An 18,654-nucleotide genomic window follows, 5' to 3' on the forward strand; every position below is an offset into this window, starting at 1 on the left:
CATGCCGGGTGAACTGGACCGCATCGATATGAAGATGCTGCGGCTGTTGCAGAAGAACGGGCGCTTGACCAATGCCGAGCTGGCAACCCTTGTGGATGTGAGCCCGGCGACCTGCCATCGGCGCACGCAGCGCCTGTTCGACGATGGTTTTATCAAGACCGTGCGGGCCATGGCGCAACCACAAATGGTGGACCGGGGTGCACTTGTCATGGTCGGCGTGGTGCTGGATCGTTCGACGCCGGAAAGCTTTGCGCAGTTCGAACAGGCGGTGACGAAACTGAGTTTTGTTCTCGACTGCAATCTTGTCGCCGGTGATTTCGACTATTTCCTGAAAATCCGCGTCAAGGACATGGCCGATTTCAACCGGATTCATGGCAGCCAGCTGATCGCCCTGCCCGGCGTGCGCCAGACCCGGACGTTCTTTGTCATGAAGGAAGTCATCGACAACGCACCGCTGGATTTTTGATCGAAGCGGTCGGAATCTGTATCCTATCGCCCCAAATCGTTCTTGGTGTTCTTGTAGATATTCACGCCAAGCTCGCGGATTTTCTTGCGCAGCGTGTTGCGGTTGAGCCCGAGCAGTTCGGCTGCTTTGATCTGGTTGCCATGGGTAGCGGTCAGGCATGAGAGGATGAGCGGGTATTCCACTTCCTCCAGCACGCGCTGGTAAAGCCCGACCGGTGGCAGGTCATCGCCATAGGACAGGAAGTAGCGCTGCATGTTGAGTTCGACTGCCTGGGCGATGGTGATGTCCTCGTTGGACATCGACGTCGAGGATGGCTCCGCCGGCCGCAGGTCGGCCTTGAGCTCCGCCTCGATCACATCCGCATTGATTTCTTCCTGCGGATAAAGCGCGGCGAGACGGCGCACCAGGTTTTCCAGTTCGCGCACATTGCCGGCCCAGGGATAGCGGCGCATCAGGTCGAGACCATCGGCGGTGATGCGTTTTTCCGGCAGGCCGTCCTTTGCCGCCATCTTGAAGAAATGCCGGACAAGGTCGGGAATATCCTCGCCGCGCTCGCGCAGCGGCGGCAGGCGCAGCGGCACCACGTTCAGGCGGTAATAGAGATCCTCACGGAACATGCCCTGATTGATCAGCGTCCGCAGGTCCTTGTTTGTCGCGGCCACGATCCGCACATCGGTCTTGATCGGCGTGCGCCCGCCCACGGTCATATATTCGCCCTGCTGCAGTACGCGCAGCAGGCGTGTCTGTGCTTCCATCGGCATATCGCCGATTTCATCGAGGAACAGCGTGCCGCCATCCGCCTGCTCGAACCGGCCGCTCGACCGGTTCTGCGCACCGGTAAAAGCACCCCGTTCATGGCCGAACAGTTCGGATTCGATCAGGTCGCGCGGAATGGCAGCCATGTTGATGGCGACGAACGGCCCCTTGCGGCGACGGCCATATTCATGCAGCGCCCGCGCCACCAACTCCTTGCCCGTGCCGGATTCACCTGAAATCATCACGGTCAGGTCGGTCTGCATCATGCGGGCAAGAACGCGGTAGATATCCTGCATGGCGGGCGAGCGGCCCACCAGAGGCATGGTATCCGGTTGTTCTTCATTGGCCCATTTTTCCGGCTTTTTCTTTGGTTCCGCCAAGGCACGGCCGACAATGCTGACAAGTTCGGTCAGATCGAATGGTTTTGGCAGATATTCATAGGCCCCAGCCTCCGAAGCGCGGATTGCCGTCATGAAGGTGTTCTGCGCGCTCATGACGATAACTGGCAGATCGGGGCGCGATTTCTTGATGCGTGGCAGAAGGTCGAAAGCGTTTTCATCGGGCATCACCACATCGGTGATGACAAGATCGCCGTCACCGGCGGAAATCCAGCGCCACAGGGTGGCTGCATTGGAGGTGATGCGCACATCGTAACCGGCACGCGACAGCGCCTGATTGAGGACTGTTCTGATTGCTGCGTCGTCATCCGCAACGAGAATGCTGCCCAAGCTCATGATCAGAATCCTGCCTTTTTCGATATAATCATTTCATCCGCATGGTCGTCGTCCGACGGATCGCTCTGCCATGCGGGCATCAGAATGCGGAATGTCGTCTTGCGCGGCACGGAGTCGCACTCGATGACACCGCCATGATCGCCAACGATTTTTGCAACGAGCGCCAGGCCGAGGCCCGAGCCGTTCGGCTTTGTCGTGATGAACGGATCGAACAGATGCGGCATGATATCCGGTGAAACGCCTGAACCGGTATCCTGCACGCAGAATTCGAGTGGCAGGGATACCCGGTTGCGGATGCCCGGAATCGACAGGCGGATACCGGGGCGGAAGGCGGTCGACAGCGTGATCTCGCCCGGCTCGCTCGTGCCGATGGATTCCGCCGCATTCTTCACCAGATTCAGGAACACCTGTACGAGCTGATCACGATTGGCAAAAACATAAGGCAGCGACGGGTCATAATCTTCGTGGAACTTGATGTGGCTGGCAAAGCCGTTCTTGGCGATGGCTTTGACGTGATCCAGCACGACGTGGATATTCACCGCCTCCCGCTCGATCGGGCGCTCGTCGGAAAACACTTCCATGCGGTCGACAAGCGAGACAATCCGGTCGGTCTCGTCGGTGATCAGCCGCGTCAGCGCGCGGTCATCATCGTTGAGACCGGTTTCCAGCAGCTGCGCCGCACCGCGAATACCCGACAGCGGGTTCTTGATTTCGTGCGCCAGCATGGACGCAAGGCCGGTCACCGAGCGGGCAGCGCCGCGATGGGTCATCTGCCGGTCGAGCTTTTCCGCCATTGACCGCTCCTTGAACAGGATGACGATCGATCCCGGCGCTTCACTGACCGGCGTGACGTAGAGATCGACAATGCGGTCCTGTCCGAGGCGCGGCGACGAAACATCGACGCGATATTCATTGACGGGCGACGGGCTTTCCCGCACCTGCTTGACCAGAGCCAGCAACGGGCTGCCGAACGGAAGCAGCATTTCCAGCGTGTTGCGGCTCAATATGCTGGCGCTGGAGCGGAAAAACGCTTCCGCATCGGAATTGGCATAGGAAATATGCCCGCTTTCATCGAGCATGATCACCGGATGGCGGATCGCATTGAGAACGATCCCGGCCAGTTTGTCATCCATCGCAACATTGTCTGCCGATGTCATCATGCAACCTTCTTCATGTCATGTTCGTCCGGCCGCGCGAGTGCGGCATGCAGGCGCCCGGCAACCAGACGCGGATTGGTTTCGGTCATGATCGCGGCGCGTTCAGCCGCGCTGATATCGACACCGTGCTTTTCCAGATACCAGCCGAGATGCTTGCGCGAATGCCGAATGCCGGTCGGCTCGCCGTAATGGGCCAGCATCGCTTCGTAATGGGCGACCGCATAATCGGCGATCAGGCCTGTGTCCTGCCCGTTCTGCACGCCATGAACGATCGTCCCGGGCAGCCAGGGCTGCCCATAGGAGCCACGTCCGACCATGACCGCGTCGGCTCCCGACGCCTCGAGAATGCCTATGGCATCGTCGCGGTTCAATACATCGCCATTGGCAACAAGCGGAATCGAAACAGCCGCCTTGACGGCACGGATGGCGTGCCAGTCCGCCTTGCCTTCATAGAACTGGCAGCGCGTGCGTCCGTGCACCGTCACCATCTGCACACCAGCCTGTTCGGCACGGGCGGCAAGTTCCGGCGCATTGATGGTGTCGTCGTCCCACCCCAGGCGCATTTTGAGTGTCACGGGAATTTTGACCGCCGCAATGGTCGCCTCGATCAGCGTCAGGGCATGATCGAGATCGCGCATCAGCGCTGAACCGGAAAAGCCGCCCGTCACCTTCTTGGCCGGGCAGCCCATATTGATATCGATGATGTGCGCGCCCTCACCTTCGGCAATGCGCGCGGCTTCCGCCATCCACTTTGTTTCGCGTCCGGCGATCTGCACCACATGGGTGCCGAGACCGTCTCCGCGCAGCCGCAGCAGGTTGCCGCGCTCGCGCGTGCACAACTCGGCGCTGGCAACCATTTCGGACACGACCATGCCTGCGCCGGCCTTCCACGCCAGCTGGCGGAACGGCAGGTCGGACACACCGGACATCGGCGCAAGGAACACCCGATTACGCAGCTGCACGCCGCCTATCTCGAGTGGTTGATTCAGATCGATCACGTCACTATTGCCTGTTTCGTATGCAATTTTCCAATCGCCTATCCTTTAGACAGGAACACCGGACTAGGCAAGGCAAAGAGCACCTCGAATGGACGAGATTTCGTTTAAACCTCTGGTCTTTCGCCTCGGCAAGAGGTAACGCAGTCTGGAGTTACGGAGAGAAGTGTGGCGGCAGGTACAAACGACAAGCAGATGCGGGTGGCAGCCGTCATTGTGGCGGCTGGTCGCGGGGAACGCGCGGGCCAAAGCGTTGAAGGACCGAAGCAATACCGCAAGATCGGCGGTGAAGCGGTTTTGGCGCATACGCTGCGGGCCTTTCTCGGCTGCCCGTTCATCGACGATGTCGTCGTTGTCATCCACAAGGAAGACGAATCCCTCTTCGCCCAGGCGGCAGGAGACTATGCGGCACGGGTCACATGCGTGACCGGCGGGCCGACGCGGCAGGAATCAACCCGGCTTGGCTTGCTCGCCCTGAAGGGCCAGGCGCCGGACCACGTGCTCATCCATGACGGTGTGCGGCCGTTCATCTCCGCCGACCTGCTCGAGCGGGTTATTTTCAACCTGACGCCGCATATCGGTGTCCTGCCGGTGCTTGCCGTCTCCGATACGCTGAAAGCAGCGGGCCATGATGCCATGGTCAGCGCCACGGTGCCGCGTGCCGGGCTTTATGCGGCACAGACGCCGCAGGCCTTCCCCTATGCGCCGATCATGGCGGCGCATGATGCCGCGTTTGCCATCGGCCGTTCCGATTTCACCGATGATTCTGCCATTGCCGAGTGGCAGGGCCTGCCGGTGCGGATTGTCGAGGGATCGGCTGACAATACCAAACTCACCTGGGCAAAGGATATCGATATGGCTGATGACCGTCTGTCGCAAAGGCATGCCGCCTTCCCGGATGTGCGCACGGGCAACGGCTATGATGTGCATTCTTTCGAGCCCGGCAATGGCGTGACGCTCGCCGGCGTCTTCATCGAACATGACCGCAAGCTCAATGGCCACTCCGATGCGGATGTCGCCTTGCATGCACTGACCGATGCTTTGCTGGCCACGCGCGGCGCGGGCGATATCGGCACGCATTTCCCGCCGTCCGACCCGCAATGGAAGGGTGCCGCCTCGCATATTTTTGTCGAGCATGCCGTGAAAATCGTCAAGGCGGCGGGCGGGCGCATCGCCAATGCCGATATCACCCTGATCTGCGAGGAACCGAAAGTCGGCCCGCACCGCGAGGCGATGACCGCGGCCCTGTCGAAAATGCTCGGGATTACGCCCGATCGTGTATCGGTCAAGGCGACGACCAATGAAAAAATGGGCTTTATCGGCCGCAAGGAAGGCATCGCCGCCATCGCCACGGCATCGGTGATCTATCCGGGTGGATTGCCGGAATGAGCGGACTGATTGCAGAGGCAAAAGCCATCGCGGTTCTGGAAGCCTGCCGCGCCAGAGGCATCCTGCTGGCCACGGCGGAATCCTGCACCGGCGGGCTGATTGTGGCATCGCTCACCGACATCGGCGGGTCATCCGATGTGGTGGATCGCGGCTTCATCACCTATTCCAACGAAGCCAAGCACGCGATGCTCGGCATTCCCATGGAAGTGATCGCTGCCCATGGCGCCGTATCGGAGGAAGTGGCGCTGGCCATGGCAGCGGGCGCATTGCAACACTCGCGCGCCGGCATTGCCGTGGCGGTGACGGGTGTTGCAGGTCCGGGCGGCGGATCGGCGGAAAAGCCGGTTGGTCTCGTCTGGTTCGGTGTCGCTCTCAAGGGGCAGGCGCCGCAGGCTGTGCGGCATGTTTTTCCCGATCACGGGCGCGCGAGCATCCGGCAAAACGCCGTCGAAACGGCGCTCGATCTGGTGTTGAAGACGCTCGCCTGACCTCAGGTGCGTGACACCCGGAACGCCATGCCGATGGAATCCGGCGTCACCGGCTCGAAGCCGAATTTTGCGTAGAGATGTTTGGCCGGGCCATCGGCGATGAGGCTGACATAGGCGCCATCAGGCGCTTCCGCCGCCACATAGTCCATCAGCGCAGCCATGATCTTCTTGCCAAGCCCGCGCGCCTGATGGGCGGGATCAACCGCAATGTCCACCACCTGATAGAAACAGCCGCGATCCCCGACGATGCGGCCCATGCCGACTGCCTTGCCGTCCAGTGTCACCGTCACGCCGCAGACCGTGTTGGGAAGGCCGATGAGAGCCGCCTCACGGCTCTTCGGACTCAAACCGGAAATCACCCGCAACCGGCAATAGTCGTCAACGGATGGTGCTTCCCCGTGAAGCGTGTAATCGTGCTCAACGCCGCTCATCATTCTCTCCCAAGCTGGTTGCGCCGCAGTTCTAGCTGAATCGTCCCGCTGCGATCAATCATCCGATGCGCGGAAACTTGCCATTCTTGACATCATCACCGCCAGCATGGGATATCGGTTCCATGATCGAGAATGACGTTTTGATTGTTGCGCGGGTTGCCGGCATCCCAACAGGCGGGATGCAGGGACTTCGTGCACGCTGATCGAAAAGCGCAACGCGTCACCAGCAAACCCCGCCGGCAACGGACGGGGCTTTTTTATAGTGTGCGCCGTCCATCGGCATCAAGATGGAGAACACGATGACACAGAATATTTATGATACGCCGGCCTTCTTCGAAGGCTACAGCCAGTTGGGCCGCTCGGTGGGCGGTCTTGCCAGTGCAGCGGAATGGCCTGCCCTGCAGGCGCTGATGCCAGACCTTCACGGCCTGCGCGCCGTGGATCTCGGTTGCGGTTTTGGCTGGTTTGCCCGCTGGGCGCGCGAGAACGGTGCCGCAGAGGTACTGGGCCTCGATGTTTCGGAAAACATGCTGGCGCGCGCACGATCGATGTCGACAGATGCGGCCATTCGTTATGACAGAGCCGATCTGGAGGTGCTTGACTTGCCCGAGGCAGCGTTTGATCTCGCCTATAGCTCACTCACCCTGCATTACATCGACAATCTGGCCGGGCTGTTCCGGACCGTTCACAAGGCACTCGTTCCCGGCGCGAAATTCATCTTCTCGATGGAACATCCCATCTTTATGGCACCATCCCGTCCCGGCTGGTCGATTGATGCGGAAGGCCGCAAATCCTGGCCCGTCAACGGCTATCTGGTCGAGGGACCGCGGGTGACCGACTGGCTGGCCAAAGGCGTCATCAAACAGCACCGGACAATCGGCACCATTCTTAATCTGCTGATGACAGCGGGTTTCGCCATCGCCCACGTGGAAGAATGGAAGCCGACGAAAGAACAGATCATCGCGAGGCCCGAGCTTGCCGAGGAACTGGAGCGGCCGATGTTCCTGCTGGTTGCCGCACAGCGCTAAAAGCCGCAAGACGCCGTTTGATCGGGAGAAATCCGGGGGCTTCCAATGGCGCCCGGATTTTGATACGGCTCAGCGCGGAAGAGTTTTTGACCCTCCTGGAGTCTCATTTTGCCATCGTAAAGACCGGTCTCGCCTGTATTACCCCGTGCTGCTGACAACGCGTGTTGCGTTCCGGCAGTGCTGACACATGTTCAGCGGGTGGCAGAGTTAGAGGCCGGTTGGCAATTCAAGCGTGCGCCTTCCGCAAACGCATCGGCCCAAAACTCTTCCCATCCCCGAACACGCCACACCGCGCTCAGTCCATGACTGTCTGACAGCCTTCTTGCTGAACTTCCAAAAGGAAGATCAAGACGGCATGTCCAATACTCTCTGCGTCCAATGGACCATTGTTCCACGAACGGCTCCCCAGCCTCGCATCGCCTGCAGCCATTGCCGCTGCGTGCGGCCCTTCCAATCCAGCGGCAAGGCCCGGCTCAACGCCAATGGCCGCAAACTCGATGCCTGGCTCATCTACAAATGCACGGTCTGCGACAACACGTGGAACCGCACGATTTTCGAGCGCAGGCATGTCCGGGATATCGACCTGCAAACCCTTGCAGCGCTTCAGACCAACGATCCGGAATGGCTCAAGCGTCTGGCATTCAATCCAATGGGATTGAAGGCAATGGAGGTCACGGAGTTCTCAGATGTTACCGTCAGGAAGAAGCTTCTCTCTCACGCGCTGGATGTAACGTATCTGTCGATTGAACTCAGACTGCCACTGACAACGACCGTGCGCCTCGACCGGCTTCTGGCTTCGGAACTGGCTTTATCCCGCAGCCGGATACAGACACTCGAAAGCGACGGCCTGCTGTCCACGGTGCCATCGGGTCGCAACATTCTGCGAAAAAGCGTTGGAGATGGTCTGGTCGTTCTCCTGGATATTTCCGACGAACCAGGGCGCGGCAGGATTATCGATGCGGCAAGCAGACAGGTGAACGGCTGAAACAGAACACCCCACGGCGGCGATTCCTGCGCTGTGGGGTATTTTAGTTATCCGGCAAATTAAAAGATGGTTTTGCGTTATGAATCGCGTCCGTAAATCTGGTCGGCGCGCTTTTCAAATGCTTCGGTGAATTTCCGGAAGGCAATATCGAACATCGATCCCATCAAAAAACCGAGCGTGCGGCTTTTGAATTCATAGTCGATGTAGAATTTGACCTCGGAATGTTCCGGGTTCGCGGAGGGCACGAACTGCCATTTGTTGTCGAGATAGCGGAACGGCCCGTCGACATATTTGGTCTCGATCACCTTCTCGTCCGGCTTGAGCAGAACCTGGCTGGTAAACGTCTCGCGGATCAGCTTGTAGCCTACGGTCATATCGGCAATGAGCAGCGTCTTGCCGTCGCGCTCCTTACGTGAGCGCACCTTCAGGCTTTCGCACATCGGCAGGAACTGCGGATAGCTTTCCACATCCGCCACCAGATCGAACATCTGCTCGGCCCGATGCACCACGGGGCGTGTCGTATCGAATTTCGGCATTCAGTCAGCTTCTGTTGGCGTGCAGCGCCTCGCGTGCAGCCTTCAGCTTGGCGAAATCATCACCCGCATGGTGCGACGAGCGTGTCAGCGGGCTCGATGCAACCACCAGGAAGCCCTTGGTCTTGGCGATGGTCGCATAGGACTTGAATTCGTCCGGCGTGACATAGTTGAGAACCGGATGATGCTTGCGCGTGGGCTGCAGGTACTGGCCGATGGTCATGAAGTCGACATTGGCCGAACGCAGGTCGTCCATCAGCTGCAGCACTTCGTTGCGCTCTTCGCCGAGGCCGACCATGATGCCGGATTTGGTGAAGATGGTCGGATCGAGTTCCTTCACCCGCTGCAGCAGGCGGATGGAATGGAAATAACGGGCGCCCGGACGCACCTTGAGATAGTTGGAAGGCACCGTTTCCAGATTGTGGTTGAACACGTCGGGGCGCGCGGCAACGACGATCTCAAGCGCACCGTCCTTGCGCAGGAAATCCGGCGTGAGGATTTCAACCGTCGTGCCGGGAGAAATCGCACGGATCGCGTTGATGACGTCGGCAAAATGCTGGGCGCCGCCATCGGGAAGATCGTCACGATCGACCGAGGTGATGACCACATGGGTCAGGCCCATTTTCTTGACGGCCTTGCCGACATTTTCCGGCTCGTTCGGATCAAGCGCCGTTGGCAATCCCGTTGCGACGTTGCAGAACGCGCAGGCACGGGTGCAGATCTCGCCCATGATCATGAAGGTGGCGTGTTTCTTGTCCCAGCACTCGCCGATATTCGGGCAACCGGCCTCTTCGCACACGGTCACGAGGCTGTGCGAGCGCACGATCTCGCGCGTCTCCGCATAGCCTTTGGAGACCGGCGCCTTGACGCGAATCCAGTCCGGCTTCTTCAGAATTTCCGTATCCGGACGATGCGCCTTTTCCGGATGCCGCAGGCGCCGCTTTTGATCGATCGTATCGAGAACCGTTACCATCAGGACTTCCTAGTTTAATTCGAGGATCTGGCTTTGCCAAAAATCCACAGAATGATAATTGCGCCCGCCGTCGCAACAATCAGATTTCCAAAAAAGCCGTAAAAGTTGAAATTCAACAATCCGGCCAGCGTGCCACCCACGAACGATCCGGCAATACCAACAAGAATATTGGTGAACAAGCCATGATTGCGGCTCATCGCCTTTTCCGCGATATATCCGGCGATGAAGCCGATGACCAGCATCCCGAAGAAACCGACACCGGGCATGCTCATGATACCGACAGGCTGATCCATCTTCCCTCGCTCGCCCTATCGTCCTGATGCAATCGCAATGGCACGAAACACCAGAGCCCATATAGCACCGAAAAGAAAACCACCCAACCCGCAGGCAAAAGTCACCACCCACACACCGGTCCAGCCGCCGATGGCCGTGCCATTGATGGATATGGTGTTGCCGGAAACCAGACTCAAGGCAGACGCAGCAAACCCCAATGCAAGACCCAGCAGGGTCGACCATTTGAGGATTGCCCATGACAGGCGAATCCAGGGTTTGCTGTCTTTGATGGTGACCAACGGACCGGAATTCCTTTCGTTATCAGGCGTTCAGTGCACGTCCATAGGCATCCAGCACGCTTTCCTTCATCGTTTCCGACAGGGTCGGATGCGGGAAGATCGTGTGCATCAGTTCTTCTTCGGTCGTTTCGAGGTTCATCGCAACCACAAAACCCTGGATCAGTTCCGTCACCTCAGCACCGACGAGATGGGCGCCGAGGAGTTGGCCGGTCTTCTTGTCGAAGACGGTCTTGACCATGCCCTGGTCTTCACCCAGCGCAATCGCCTTGCCGTTGGCCACGAACGGGAAACGGCCGACGCGGACGTCATAGCCTTCCGCTTTCGCCTTGGCTTCGGTCAAACCAACGGAAGCAACCTGAGGGTTGCAATAGGTGCAGCCCGGGATCTTGGCCTTGTCCATCGGATGCACGTTCGGCAGTCCGGCGATCTTCTCGACACAGATGACAGCTTCGTGCTCGGCCTTGTGCGCCAGCATGGGCGGTCCGGCGACGTCGCCGATGGCATAGATGCCGGGAACGTTGGTCTTGCCATAGCCGTCAATGACGATGCAGCCGCGATCGGTCTTGATGCCCAGTGCCTCAAGGCCGATGTTTTCAATATTGCCCTGTACGCCGACAGCCGAGACCATGCGGTCCGCGGTGATTTTTTCGACCTTGCCGTCCTTCTTTTCCACATGGGCGGTGATGGAATTGGCTGACTTCTCGACCTTGGTCACCTTGGCATCGAGAATGATCTTCATGCCCTGCTTTTCGAACTGCTTGCGGGCAAAGTTGGCAATCTCGGTGTCTTCAACCGGCATGACCTGCGGCATGACTTCGACAACGGTCACGTCAACGCCCATCGTGCGGTAGAACGATGCGAATTCGATACCGATGGCGCCAGACCCCATGACGAGCAGCGATTTCGGCATTTCTTCCGGCTTCATCGCCTCGAAATAGGTCCAGATCAGCTTGCCATCCGGCTCGATACCCGGAAGCGCGCGCGGACGGGCACCGGTGGCGATGATGATATGCTTGGCCGTATAAGTGCCCTCGCCCAGGGTATTCTTGGGCAGCGGCGCCTGCGGCTCGACCGGCTTCTTGGTGGTCTTGGACACGACGATCTCGCCAGGCTTGGTCAGCTTGGCCTCGCCCCAGATGACATCGACCTTGTTCTTCTTCATCAGGAAGCCGACGCCGCCATTCATCCGCTCGGCAATGCCGCGCGAGCGTGCAACGATGGCCTTGAGGTCAGCAGTCACGCTGCCTTCGATCTTCAGGCCGTAATTCTTCGCGTGTTCGGCGTAATGAAAGATTTCTGCCGAGCGCAGCAGCGCCTTTGTCGGTATGCAGCCCCAGTTGGAACAGATACCGGCGAGATGCTCGCGTTCCACGATGGCCGTCTTCAATCCCAGCTGCGCGGAACGGATAGCGGCGATATAGCCGCCCGGGCCGGAACCAATGATGATCACGTCGTAATTATTGGCCAAGTCTCGGTCCTCCTAAGACTGAACTAAATATCGAGTATGCCTCGAACGATTGGTGCAATGGCCTTGCCGATTGCCCGTGTATTGTCTGCATCCAGATGCACGCCATCGACCGGCGATGTCTTCGCCACCGATCCCGCATCGAAAAACGCGCAATCGGCCTGCCGGGCGGCATCTTCATAAAAGGCGGCGAGCCGGCGCGACTGTTCGATGCCCTGCTCGAACACCAGTCGGAATTCCGGACCGTCCGTCTCGCCCAGCGCCGGCGGTGACATGATCAAAATCCGCGGCGCTTTCGCATCAAGCTGGTACGGCGCGGTACGGATGATCTCGATCAGCCGCTGCATGCCGCGCTTGGCGCCTAACGCATTGCCGCAGATGAAGCTCTTCATATCGTTGGTGCCGAGCATGACAATCACGAGGTCGAGCGGAAAATGCGTGCCAAGCGCGGTGGTCAGCGTCTTGGCAGCATTGCGTTCAAACCCCGAGAGATGGTCGTCGAAGGCGGTTGTCCGCCCGTTCAGGCCATCCGCGACAACATTCACGCTGCCGCCAAGCTCTGCCTGCAAAATCTGTGGCCAGCGATCGCCCAGCGCATGGCGACCTGACCCGTCGGGAATGTACCCCCAGGTCAGTGAATCGCCATAGCAGAGCACCGTTTTCATCGTCGGCCTCAGACCAGCATGCCCATCGGGTTTTCGATGTGGCGCTTGAAGGCCTGAGCAAGCTCGGCACCCAAGGCTCCATCGACGGCGCGGTGATCGGTCGAAAGCGTCACGGACATGACCGTGGCGACCTTGATCTCACCCTTCTTGACAACCGCCCGCTCTTCACCCGCACCGATTGCCAGAATGGTGGCATGCGGCGGGTTGATGATGGCGGCGAAGTCCTTGACGCCGAACATGCCGAGGTTGGAAACCGCTGTCGTGCCGCCCTGGTATTCCTCGGGCTTCAGCTTGCGGTCGCGCGCGCGCTTGGCCAGGTCCTTCATCTCGTTGGAGATGGTGGACAAGGTCTTTTCCTCGGCCTTGCGGATGATCGGCGTGATCAGGCCGCCGGGGATCGACACGGCAACGCCCACGTCGGAATGCTTGTGCTTGACCATGTTGGCTTCGGTCCAGGACACATTGGCGTCCGGAACATCGCGCAGGGCCAGAGCCATCGCCTTGATGATCATGTCATTGACGGACAGCTTGTAGGCGGGAACGTCGCCCTTTTCCGTCTTGCGCATCGGCGATGCCGCATTGATCTGGGCACGCAGCGCCAGCAATGCGTCGAGTTCGCAATCGACCGTCAGATAGAAATGCGGAACCGTCGATTTGGCTTCCAGCAGGCGCTTGGCAATCGTCTTGCGCATGCCGTCATGCGGCACGAGCTCGTAGGAGCCTTCCTCGAACAGTTTCAGCACCGTATCGTCCGACATGGGCTTGGGAGCCGCCGCCGGCGTGGCCGCGGCAGCTGCCGCAGGTGCCTTGGCACCACCGCCGGAGATTGCTGCCTCGACGTCTTTCTTGATGACGCGGCCATGCGGGCCGGAGCCCGTTACAGCGGAAAGATCGATACCGGCGTCCTTGGCGATGCGGCGGGCCAGCGGCGACGAGAATGTCCGGTCGCCGGACTTTGCCGGAGCAGCAACTGCGGCGGCTGGTGCAGCCGGCGCTGGCGCCGTTTCCTTGGGTGCTTCGGCCTTGGCGGGCGCAGGTGCGGCTTCTGCTTTCGCGGGAGCTGCGTCGCCGCCCTTGGCAGCAGCACCGACATCTTCGCCGTCCGCCGCCAGAATGGCGATCAGCGCATTGACCTTGACGCCTTCCGTACCGGCGGGAACCACGATCTTGGCGACCGTGCCTTCGTCGACCGCTTCGACTTCCATCGTTGCCTTGTCGGTTTCGATCTCGGCAATCACATCGCCGGGACCAACCTTATCGCCTTCCTTGACAAGCCATTTGGCAAGATTGCCCTCTTCCATCGTGGGAGAAAGAGCCGGCATGGTGATATTGATCGGCATATCGATTTCCTCCCCTTTACGCTGTGTATGTCACAGCTTTGACGGCCTCGACGATTTCTTGAACGTTCGGCAATGCCAGCTTTTCCAGATTGGCGGCATAGGGCATCGGAACGTCCTTGCCGGCAATCGTCAGGATCGGCGCATCGAGATAATCGAAAGCCTGCTGCATGACGCGGGTGGCAATTTCCGTACCGACCGAGGACTGCGGATAGCCTTCCTCGATGGTGACGCAGCGACCGGTCTTCTTGACCGATTCGACAACCGTCGGAATGTCCATCGGACGGATGGTGCGCAGATCGATGATCTCAGCATCGATGCCGAGCTTGGCCAGCTCTTCCGCCGCCTTGACCGTGTAGTTCATGCCGATGCCGAAGGAGACGAGCGTAACGTCCGTGCCCTTCTTGTGGATGCGGGCCTTGCCGATCGGCAGGACGAAATCATCGAGCTTCGGCACATCGAAGGAGTGACCGTAGAGGATTTCGTTTTCGAGGAAGATGACCGGGTTCGGATCGCGGATCGCAGCCTTGAGCAGACCCTTCGCATCGGCAGCCGTGTAGGGCATGACGACCTTGAGGCCCGGAATATGGCTGTACCAAGCGGCATAGCACTGGGAGTGCTGGGCCGCGACGCGGGCAGCAGCGCCGGAAGGACCACGGAACACCATCGGTGCGCCCATCTGGCCGCCGGACATATAGAGTGTCTTGGCCGCCGAATTGATGATCTGGTCAATCGCCTGCATGGCGAAGTTGAAGGTCATGAATTCAACGATCGGGCGCAGGCCGGTCATGGCAGCGCCAACACCGACGCCGGCAAAGCCGTGTTCGGTGATCGGCGTATCGACAACGCGGCGCGGGCCGAATTCGTCGAGCAGACCTTGGGTGATCTTGTAGGCGCCCTGATATTCGGCGACTTCTTCACCCATGATGAAGACGTTGGGATCACGGCGCATTTCTTCCGCCATGGCGTCGCGCAGCGCTTCGCGCACGGTGGTCGAGACCATCTCGGTGCCTGCCGGAATGTCCGGATCGGCGGCAACTTCGGTCTTCGGCGCTGCCGGAACGGTCGCAGCGGGCTTTGCAGCCTCCGCTTCCTGCTGCGGGGCTTCTTCCGCCTTGGCAGGCGCTTCAGCGGCTGCAGCCTTTGGCGCGCTGGCGGCATCGGCGCTTTCACCGTCGCCCAGGAGAACGGCGATGACGGTGTTGACCTTCACGTTGTCGGTGCCTTCGGCAATGAGAATCTTGCCGATGGTGCCTTCATCGACCGCTTCCACTTCCATCGTCGCCTTGTCGGTTTCGATTTCCGCGAGAACGTCGCCGGAGGTGACCTTGTCACCTTCCTTTTTCAGCCATTTCGACAGTTTGCCCTCTTCCATGGTCGGCGAGAGCGCTGGCATCAGAATATCTACAGGCATGGTTGCGCCTCCCTTAGAGCAGAATGTCGGTATAGAGCTCGGATGCATCCGGCTCCGGATCGGACTGGGCGAAATCCGCTGCGTCGGCAACGATGTCGCGAACGTCCTTGTCGATCTTCTTCAGGTCGTCCTCGGTGGACCAGCCCTTGTCGATCAACCGGCTCTTCACCTGCTCGATGGGATCGTGTTCGGAGCGCATCTTCTGCACTTCGTCCTTGGAACGGTACTTGGCCGGATCCGACATGGAGTGACCGCGATACCGGTATGTCTGCATTTCCAGGATCATCGGGCCCTTGCCGGAGCGCGCCCATGCGGTGGCTTCTTCGCCAGCAGCCTGAACGGCGCGGACATCCATGCCGTCGACCTGAATACCGGGGATGTTGAAGGAAATGCCGCGACGGGAGAAATCGGTTTCGGCCGAAGCGCGGGAAACCGCCGTACCCATGGCGTAACGGTTGTTTTCGATGATGTAGATGACCGGCAGCTTCCAGAGCGCCGCCATGTTGAAGCTTTCGTAGACCTGGCCCTGGTTGGCCGCACCGTCACCGAAATAAGCAAGGGAGACATTGCCGTTGTCGCGATAGCGATTGGCAAAGGCGAGGCCCGTACCGAGGGAGACCTGCGCACCGACGATGCCGTGACCGCCGTAAAAGTGCTTCTCTTTCGAGAACATGTGCATGGAGCCGCCCTTGCCCTTGGAAAGGCCGCCGCGGCGTCCGGTCAGCTCGGCCATGACGCCCCGGGCGCTCATGCCGCAGGCCAGCATGTGGCCGTGGTCGCGATAACCGGTGATGACCTGATCGCCTTCAATCAGTGTCGCCTGCATGCCGGTCACAACAGCTTCCTGACCGATATAGAGATGGCAGAAACCGCCAATGAAACCCATACCGTAGAGCTGGCCGGCCTTTTCTTCGAAACGCCGGATCAGCAGCATTTCGCGGTAGGCGTAGAGCTCCTGCTCCTTTGTGTACTCGATTGGTTTTGGTGCTTTGACAGCAGAGGTCTGCGCAGAACGCGCAGGGCTTTTTTTCGCCCTCGTAGCCATATCTCACTCCCTGTTATTTTGTCGGACGACAATAGCAGCAGGAGCAGAACTTACAATATGCAGAATTGAATAAGAGCTATGCAAATAAGACGTTCAAAATGCACGATAAAAAGTGAATTAACCTGAATTCAGTTAATAGTTAAATCACCCGAGCCACGCATAATTGTGACTTCGTCCGGCCGCGATACATTCAACGCCTTGCGGGCCTGTTCATCTAACATGTCCCGCTCGATTGTTCCATCATGCATAAGTTGTACTTCCCGTTCAAGCTCCGTGCGCGACGCCTTGACCGCGTCGTACTGGGCGCGCAGCAGCCGGGTCTGATCCTGCAGCTTGATGGTGGAGTAGAGACCGTATTCGCCGTGATAGGCATGGAAACCGAAATAGGCGAAAAACATCGAGGCAAGGATCGGCACGACAAGCCGTCCGCGATTGGTTTTCCGTCTTTGTTTTGTCCACATGGCAAATGACCCGAAGGGATGCGGAATCAGGTCACGATGGCCCGATTAGTCACACGGCCATAAAACAATGTTTTGCTTAACAGCCGATTAAATTTGCCGTTCCGGCTGCTCTGGGCAGCCCCACCGAAACAAAATGGCGGGCACAGGGCCCGCCATCTCAATCGCTCGAATGTGATGCGTATCAGAGGCTGCGGAAAATGCCGCGGCCGGCATAACGGGCCTGCGGTCCGAGTTCCTGCTCGATACGGATCAGCTGGTTGTACTTGGCGATCCGGTCGGAGCGGGAAAGTGAGCCGGTCTTGATCTGTCCGCAATTGGTGGCGACGGCGAGATCGGCAATCGTCGAGTCTTCGGTTTCACCGGAGCGGTGCGACATGACGGCCGTATAGCCTGCGCGATGCGCCGTATCGACCGCGTCGAAGGTTTCCGACAACGTGCCGATCTGGTTCACCTTGACGAGAATGGAATTGGCCACGCCCATCTTGATGCCATCGCGCAGACGAGCCGAATTGGTGACGAACAGATCGTCGCCGACGAGCTGGCACTTGTCGCCGATGAGGTCAGTCAGGTATTTCCAGCCTTCCCAGTCATCTTCGGACATGCCGTCTTCGATGCTGATGATCGGGTAGTCAGCCGCCAGCTTGGCCAGATACTTTGCCTGGGTCTTCGGATCGCGGCTCTTCTTCTCGCCTTCATAGACGTAATTGCCGTCCTTGAAGAATTCGGTTGCAGCGCAATCGAGACCGATGGCGATTTCTTCGCCCGGCTTGAAACCGGCTTTCTCGATGGACTCCATGATGAAGTCCAGTGCAGCCGGTGCCGTCTTCAGGTTCGGCGCAAAACCGCCCTCGTCGCCCACATTGGTGTTGTGGCCGGCATCCTTCAGGCGCTTCTTCAGCGTGTGGAACACTTCCGCACCGTAACGCACGGCTTCGGCCAGTGACGATGCGCCAACCGGGAGAATCATGAATTCCTGAAAATCGATCGGATTGTCGGCATGCGCGCCGCCGTTGATGATGTTCATCATCGGTACCGGCAGGACATGGGCGTTCGGTCCGCCGAGATAGCGGTAGAGCGGCAGGCCGGAGGATTCAGCGGCGGCCTTGGCAACGGCGAGCGATACGCCGAGAATGGCGTTGGCGCCAAGACGGCTCTTGTTCGGCGTGCCATCGAGATCGATCATGGTCTTGTCGATGTGGATCTGGTTTTCCGCGTCGAGACCGCCGATTGCATCGAACAGTTCGCCATTGACGGCATCGACAGCCTTCAGAACGCCCTTGCCGAGATAGCGTGTGCCACCATCGCGCAGTTCCACGGCCTCATGTGCACCCGTCGATGCGCCGGATGGGACCGCCGCGCGGCCCAGTGAGCCGTCTTCGAGAATGACATCGACCTCAACAGTCGGGTTCCCGCGACTATCCAGAATTTCACGGCCAATAATATCGACAATAGCAGTCATAAGGCTTTTCCTTCAATTTGCATTGGGCAGCATTCGCCACTGGAATAGCGAATGAAGATGACAAGGAAAATCCCCATGAAGACGAATTGTTGCTCAAAACAGAAAAAAGGCCGTCGCGTTGATTACTGAACCACCAACCTGGTTCTGCAGAGGGGGATGGTCGCGGAGGGTTAGGGCGACCGCCGTACCCTGGAGCGTCGTATCCAGGGCATGGAAAAATGGCTGGCGGATCCGCAGCTGCTGGAAGCCGATGCTGACGCGGAATACGCGGCAGTGATCGACATCGATCTGGCGGATATTA

The 18,654-nt window shown here is 59.2% G+C and carries 21 protein-coding genes; 5 read left to right on the forward strand and 16 right to left on the reverse strand.

From position 1 onward, the window contains the following. Position 1 precedes the first annotated feature (1 nt). Entirely contained in the window at positions 2-466 is a 465-nt protein-coding gene (locus RDL77_RS16475) for an Lrp/AsnC family transcriptional regulator (RefSeq protein WP_288193795.1), read from the forward strand. Between the two features lie 23 nt (positions 467-489). On the opposite strand, the gene ntrC is transcribed toward RDL77_RS16475, so the two are convergent. From ntrC to dusB, 3 genes are read right to left on the reverse strand one after another with little or no spacing between them, the layout of a single operon-like run. Beyond that, positions 490-1,956 carry a nitrogen regulation protein NR(I) gene (ntrC, locus tag RDL77_RS16480; protein ID WP_223614990.1) on the reverse strand — a complete coding sequence of 489 codons (1,467 nt, stop codon included), beginning with the start codon at positions 1,954-1,956 and terminating at the stop codon, positions 490-492. Positions 1,957-1,958: 2 nt separating this feature from the next. Continuing rightward, entirely contained in the window at positions 1,959-3,116 is a 1,158-nt protein-coding gene (locus tag RDL77_RS16485; protein ID WP_223614991.1) for a nitrogen regulation protein NR(II), read from the reverse strand. Then, positions 3,113-4,111 (reverse strand): tRNA dihydrouridine synthase DusB, encoded by a 999-nt coding sequence (gene dusB, locus RDL77_RS16490; protein ID WP_288193798.1) that lies wholly within the window; start codon positions 4,109-4,111, stop codon positions 3,113-3,115. Before dusB ends, RDL77_RS16485 begins: the two co-directional genes overlap by 4 nt. Before the next feature lie 192 nt (positions 4,112-4,303). On the opposite strand from dusB, the gene RDL77_RS16495 reads away from it, so the two are divergent. Both RDL77_RS16495 and RDL77_RS16500 read left to right on the forward strand, forming a co-directional pair. Further along, positions 4,304-5,497 carry a bifunctional 2-C-methyl-D-erythritol 4-phosphate cytidylyltransferase/2-C-methyl-D-erythritol 2,4-cyclodiphosphate synthase gene (locus tag RDL77_RS16495; RefSeq protein WP_288193808.1) on the forward strand — a complete coding sequence of 398 codons (1,194 nt, stop codon included), beginning with the start codon at positions 4,304-4,306 and terminating at the stop codon, positions 5,495-5,497. After that, positions 5,494-5,985 (forward strand): CinA family protein, encoded by a 492-nt coding sequence (locus RDL77_RS16500; protein ID WP_288193799.1) that lies wholly within the window; start codon positions 5,494-5,496, stop codon positions 5,983-5,985. Before RDL77_RS16495 ends, RDL77_RS16500 begins: the two co-directional genes overlap by 4 nt. A gap of 2 nt (positions 5,986-5,987) precedes the next feature. Here the strand turns inward: RDL77_RS16500 and RDL77_RS16505 are convergent, their stop codons facing one another. Further along, a complete protein-coding gene (locus RDL77_RS16505) occupies positions 5,988-6,416 on the reverse strand; it encodes a GNAT family N-acetyltransferase (protein ID WP_223614994.1) in 429 nt (142 codons plus the stop codon). Between the two features lie 299 nt (positions 6,417-6,715). Between RDL77_RS16505 and RDL77_RS16510 the strand changes: the two genes are divergently transcribed. After that, entirely contained in the window at positions 6,716-7,444 is a 729-nt protein-coding gene (locus tag RDL77_RS16510; RefSeq protein ID WP_288193800.1) for a bifunctional 2-polyprenyl-6-hydroxyphenol methylase/3-demethylubiquinol 3-O-methyltransferase UbiG, read from the forward strand. 355 nt (positions 7,445-7,799) lie between these two features. Next, positions 7,800-8,429 carry a DUF1062 domain-containing protein gene (locus RDL77_RS16515; protein ID WP_288193802.1) on the forward strand — a complete coding sequence of 210 codons (630 nt, stop codon included), beginning with the start codon at positions 7,800-7,802 and terminating at the stop codon, positions 8,427-8,429. Positions 8,430-8,506: 77 nt separating this feature from the next. Here the strand turns inward: RDL77_RS16515 and RDL77_RS16520 are convergent, their stop codons facing one another. The 12 genes from RDL77_RS16520 to RDL77_RS16575 all read right to left on the reverse strand — a co-directional run. After that, positions 8,507-8,965: a type II toxin-antitoxin system RatA family toxin gene (locus RDL77_RS16520; RefSeq protein WP_105732851.1), complete on the reverse strand. Its 459-nt coding sequence runs from the start codon at positions 8,963-8,965 to the stop codon at positions 8,507-8,509. Positions 8,966-8,969: 4 nt separating this feature from the next. Beyond that, positions 8,970-9,935, reverse strand: coding sequence for a lipoyl synthase (lipA, locus tag RDL77_RS16525; RefSeq protein WP_130269307.1), 966 nt, complete (start codon positions 9,933-9,935; stop codon positions 8,970-8,972). A 14-nt stretch (positions 9,936-9,949) separates the two neighbouring features. Next, positions 9,950-10,228 carry a GlsB/YeaQ/YmgE family stress response membrane protein gene (locus RDL77_RS16530; RefSeq protein WP_223614997.1) on the reverse strand — a complete coding sequence of 93 codons (279 nt, stop codon included), beginning with the start codon at positions 10,226-10,228 and terminating at the stop codon, positions 9,950-9,952. Positions 10,229-10,243: 15 nt separating this feature from the next. After that, positions 10,244-10,507, reverse strand: coding sequence for a hypothetical protein (locus RDL77_RS16535; protein ID WP_374042734.1), 264 nt, complete (start codon positions 10,505-10,507; stop codon positions 10,244-10,246). Between the two features lie 22 nt (positions 10,508-10,529). Next, positions 10,530-11,975, reverse strand: coding sequence for a dihydrolipoyl dehydrogenase (gene lpdA, locus RDL77_RS16540; protein WP_223614998.1), 1,446 nt, complete (start codon positions 11,973-11,975; stop codon positions 10,530-10,532). A 23-nt stretch (positions 11,976-11,998) separates the two neighbouring features. Further along, a complete protein-coding gene (locus RDL77_RS16545; RefSeq protein ID WP_288193804.1) occupies positions 11,999-12,637 on the reverse strand; it encodes an SGNH/GDSL hydrolase family protein in 639 nt (212 codons plus the stop codon). Between the two features lie 8 nt (positions 12,638-12,645). Next, positions 12,646-13,977 carry a pyruvate dehydrogenase complex dihydrolipoamide acetyltransferase gene (locus RDL77_RS16550; RefSeq protein WP_223615000.1) on the reverse strand — a complete coding sequence of 444 codons (1,332 nt, stop codon included), beginning with the start codon at positions 13,975-13,977 and terminating at the stop codon, positions 12,646-12,648. A 16-nt stretch (positions 13,978-13,993) separates the two neighbouring features. Next, a complete protein-coding gene (locus RDL77_RS16555; protein WP_223615001.1) occupies positions 13,994-15,388 on the reverse strand; it encodes a pyruvate dehydrogenase complex E1 component subunit beta in 1,395 nt (464 codons plus the stop codon). A 13-nt stretch (positions 15,389-15,401) separates the two neighbouring features. Further along, positions 15,402-16,433 (reverse strand): pyruvate dehydrogenase (acetyl-transferring) E1 component subunit alpha, encoded by a 1,032-nt coding sequence (pdhA, locus tag RDL77_RS16560; RefSeq protein ID WP_288193805.1) that lies wholly within the window; start codon positions 16,431-16,433, stop codon positions 15,402-15,404. A 128-nt stretch (positions 16,434-16,561) separates the two neighbouring features. After that, on the reverse strand, positions 16,562-16,894 hold the full coding sequence (locus RDL77_RS16565; protein ID WP_223615003.1) for a septum formation initiator family protein: 333 nt from the start codon (positions 16,892-16,894) through the stop codon (positions 16,562-16,564). A gap of 181 nt (positions 16,895-17,075) precedes the next feature. After that, entirely contained in the window at positions 17,076-18,353 is a 1,278-nt protein-coding gene (gene eno, locus RDL77_RS16570; RefSeq protein ID WP_223615004.1) for a phosphopyruvate hydratase, read from the reverse strand. A gap of 93 nt (positions 18,354-18,446) precedes the next feature. Beyond that, the coding region (locus tag RDL77_RS16575) for a hypothetical protein (protein WP_288193806.1) at positions 18,447-18,654 on the reverse strand (208 nt) is incomplete at its 5' end.

The organism is uncultured Phyllobacterium sp. (assembly GCF_902479695.1).
Taxonomy (GTDB): Bacteria; Pseudomonadota; Alphaproteobacteria; order Rhizobiales; family Rhizobiaceae; genus Phyllobacterium; species Phyllobacterium calauticae.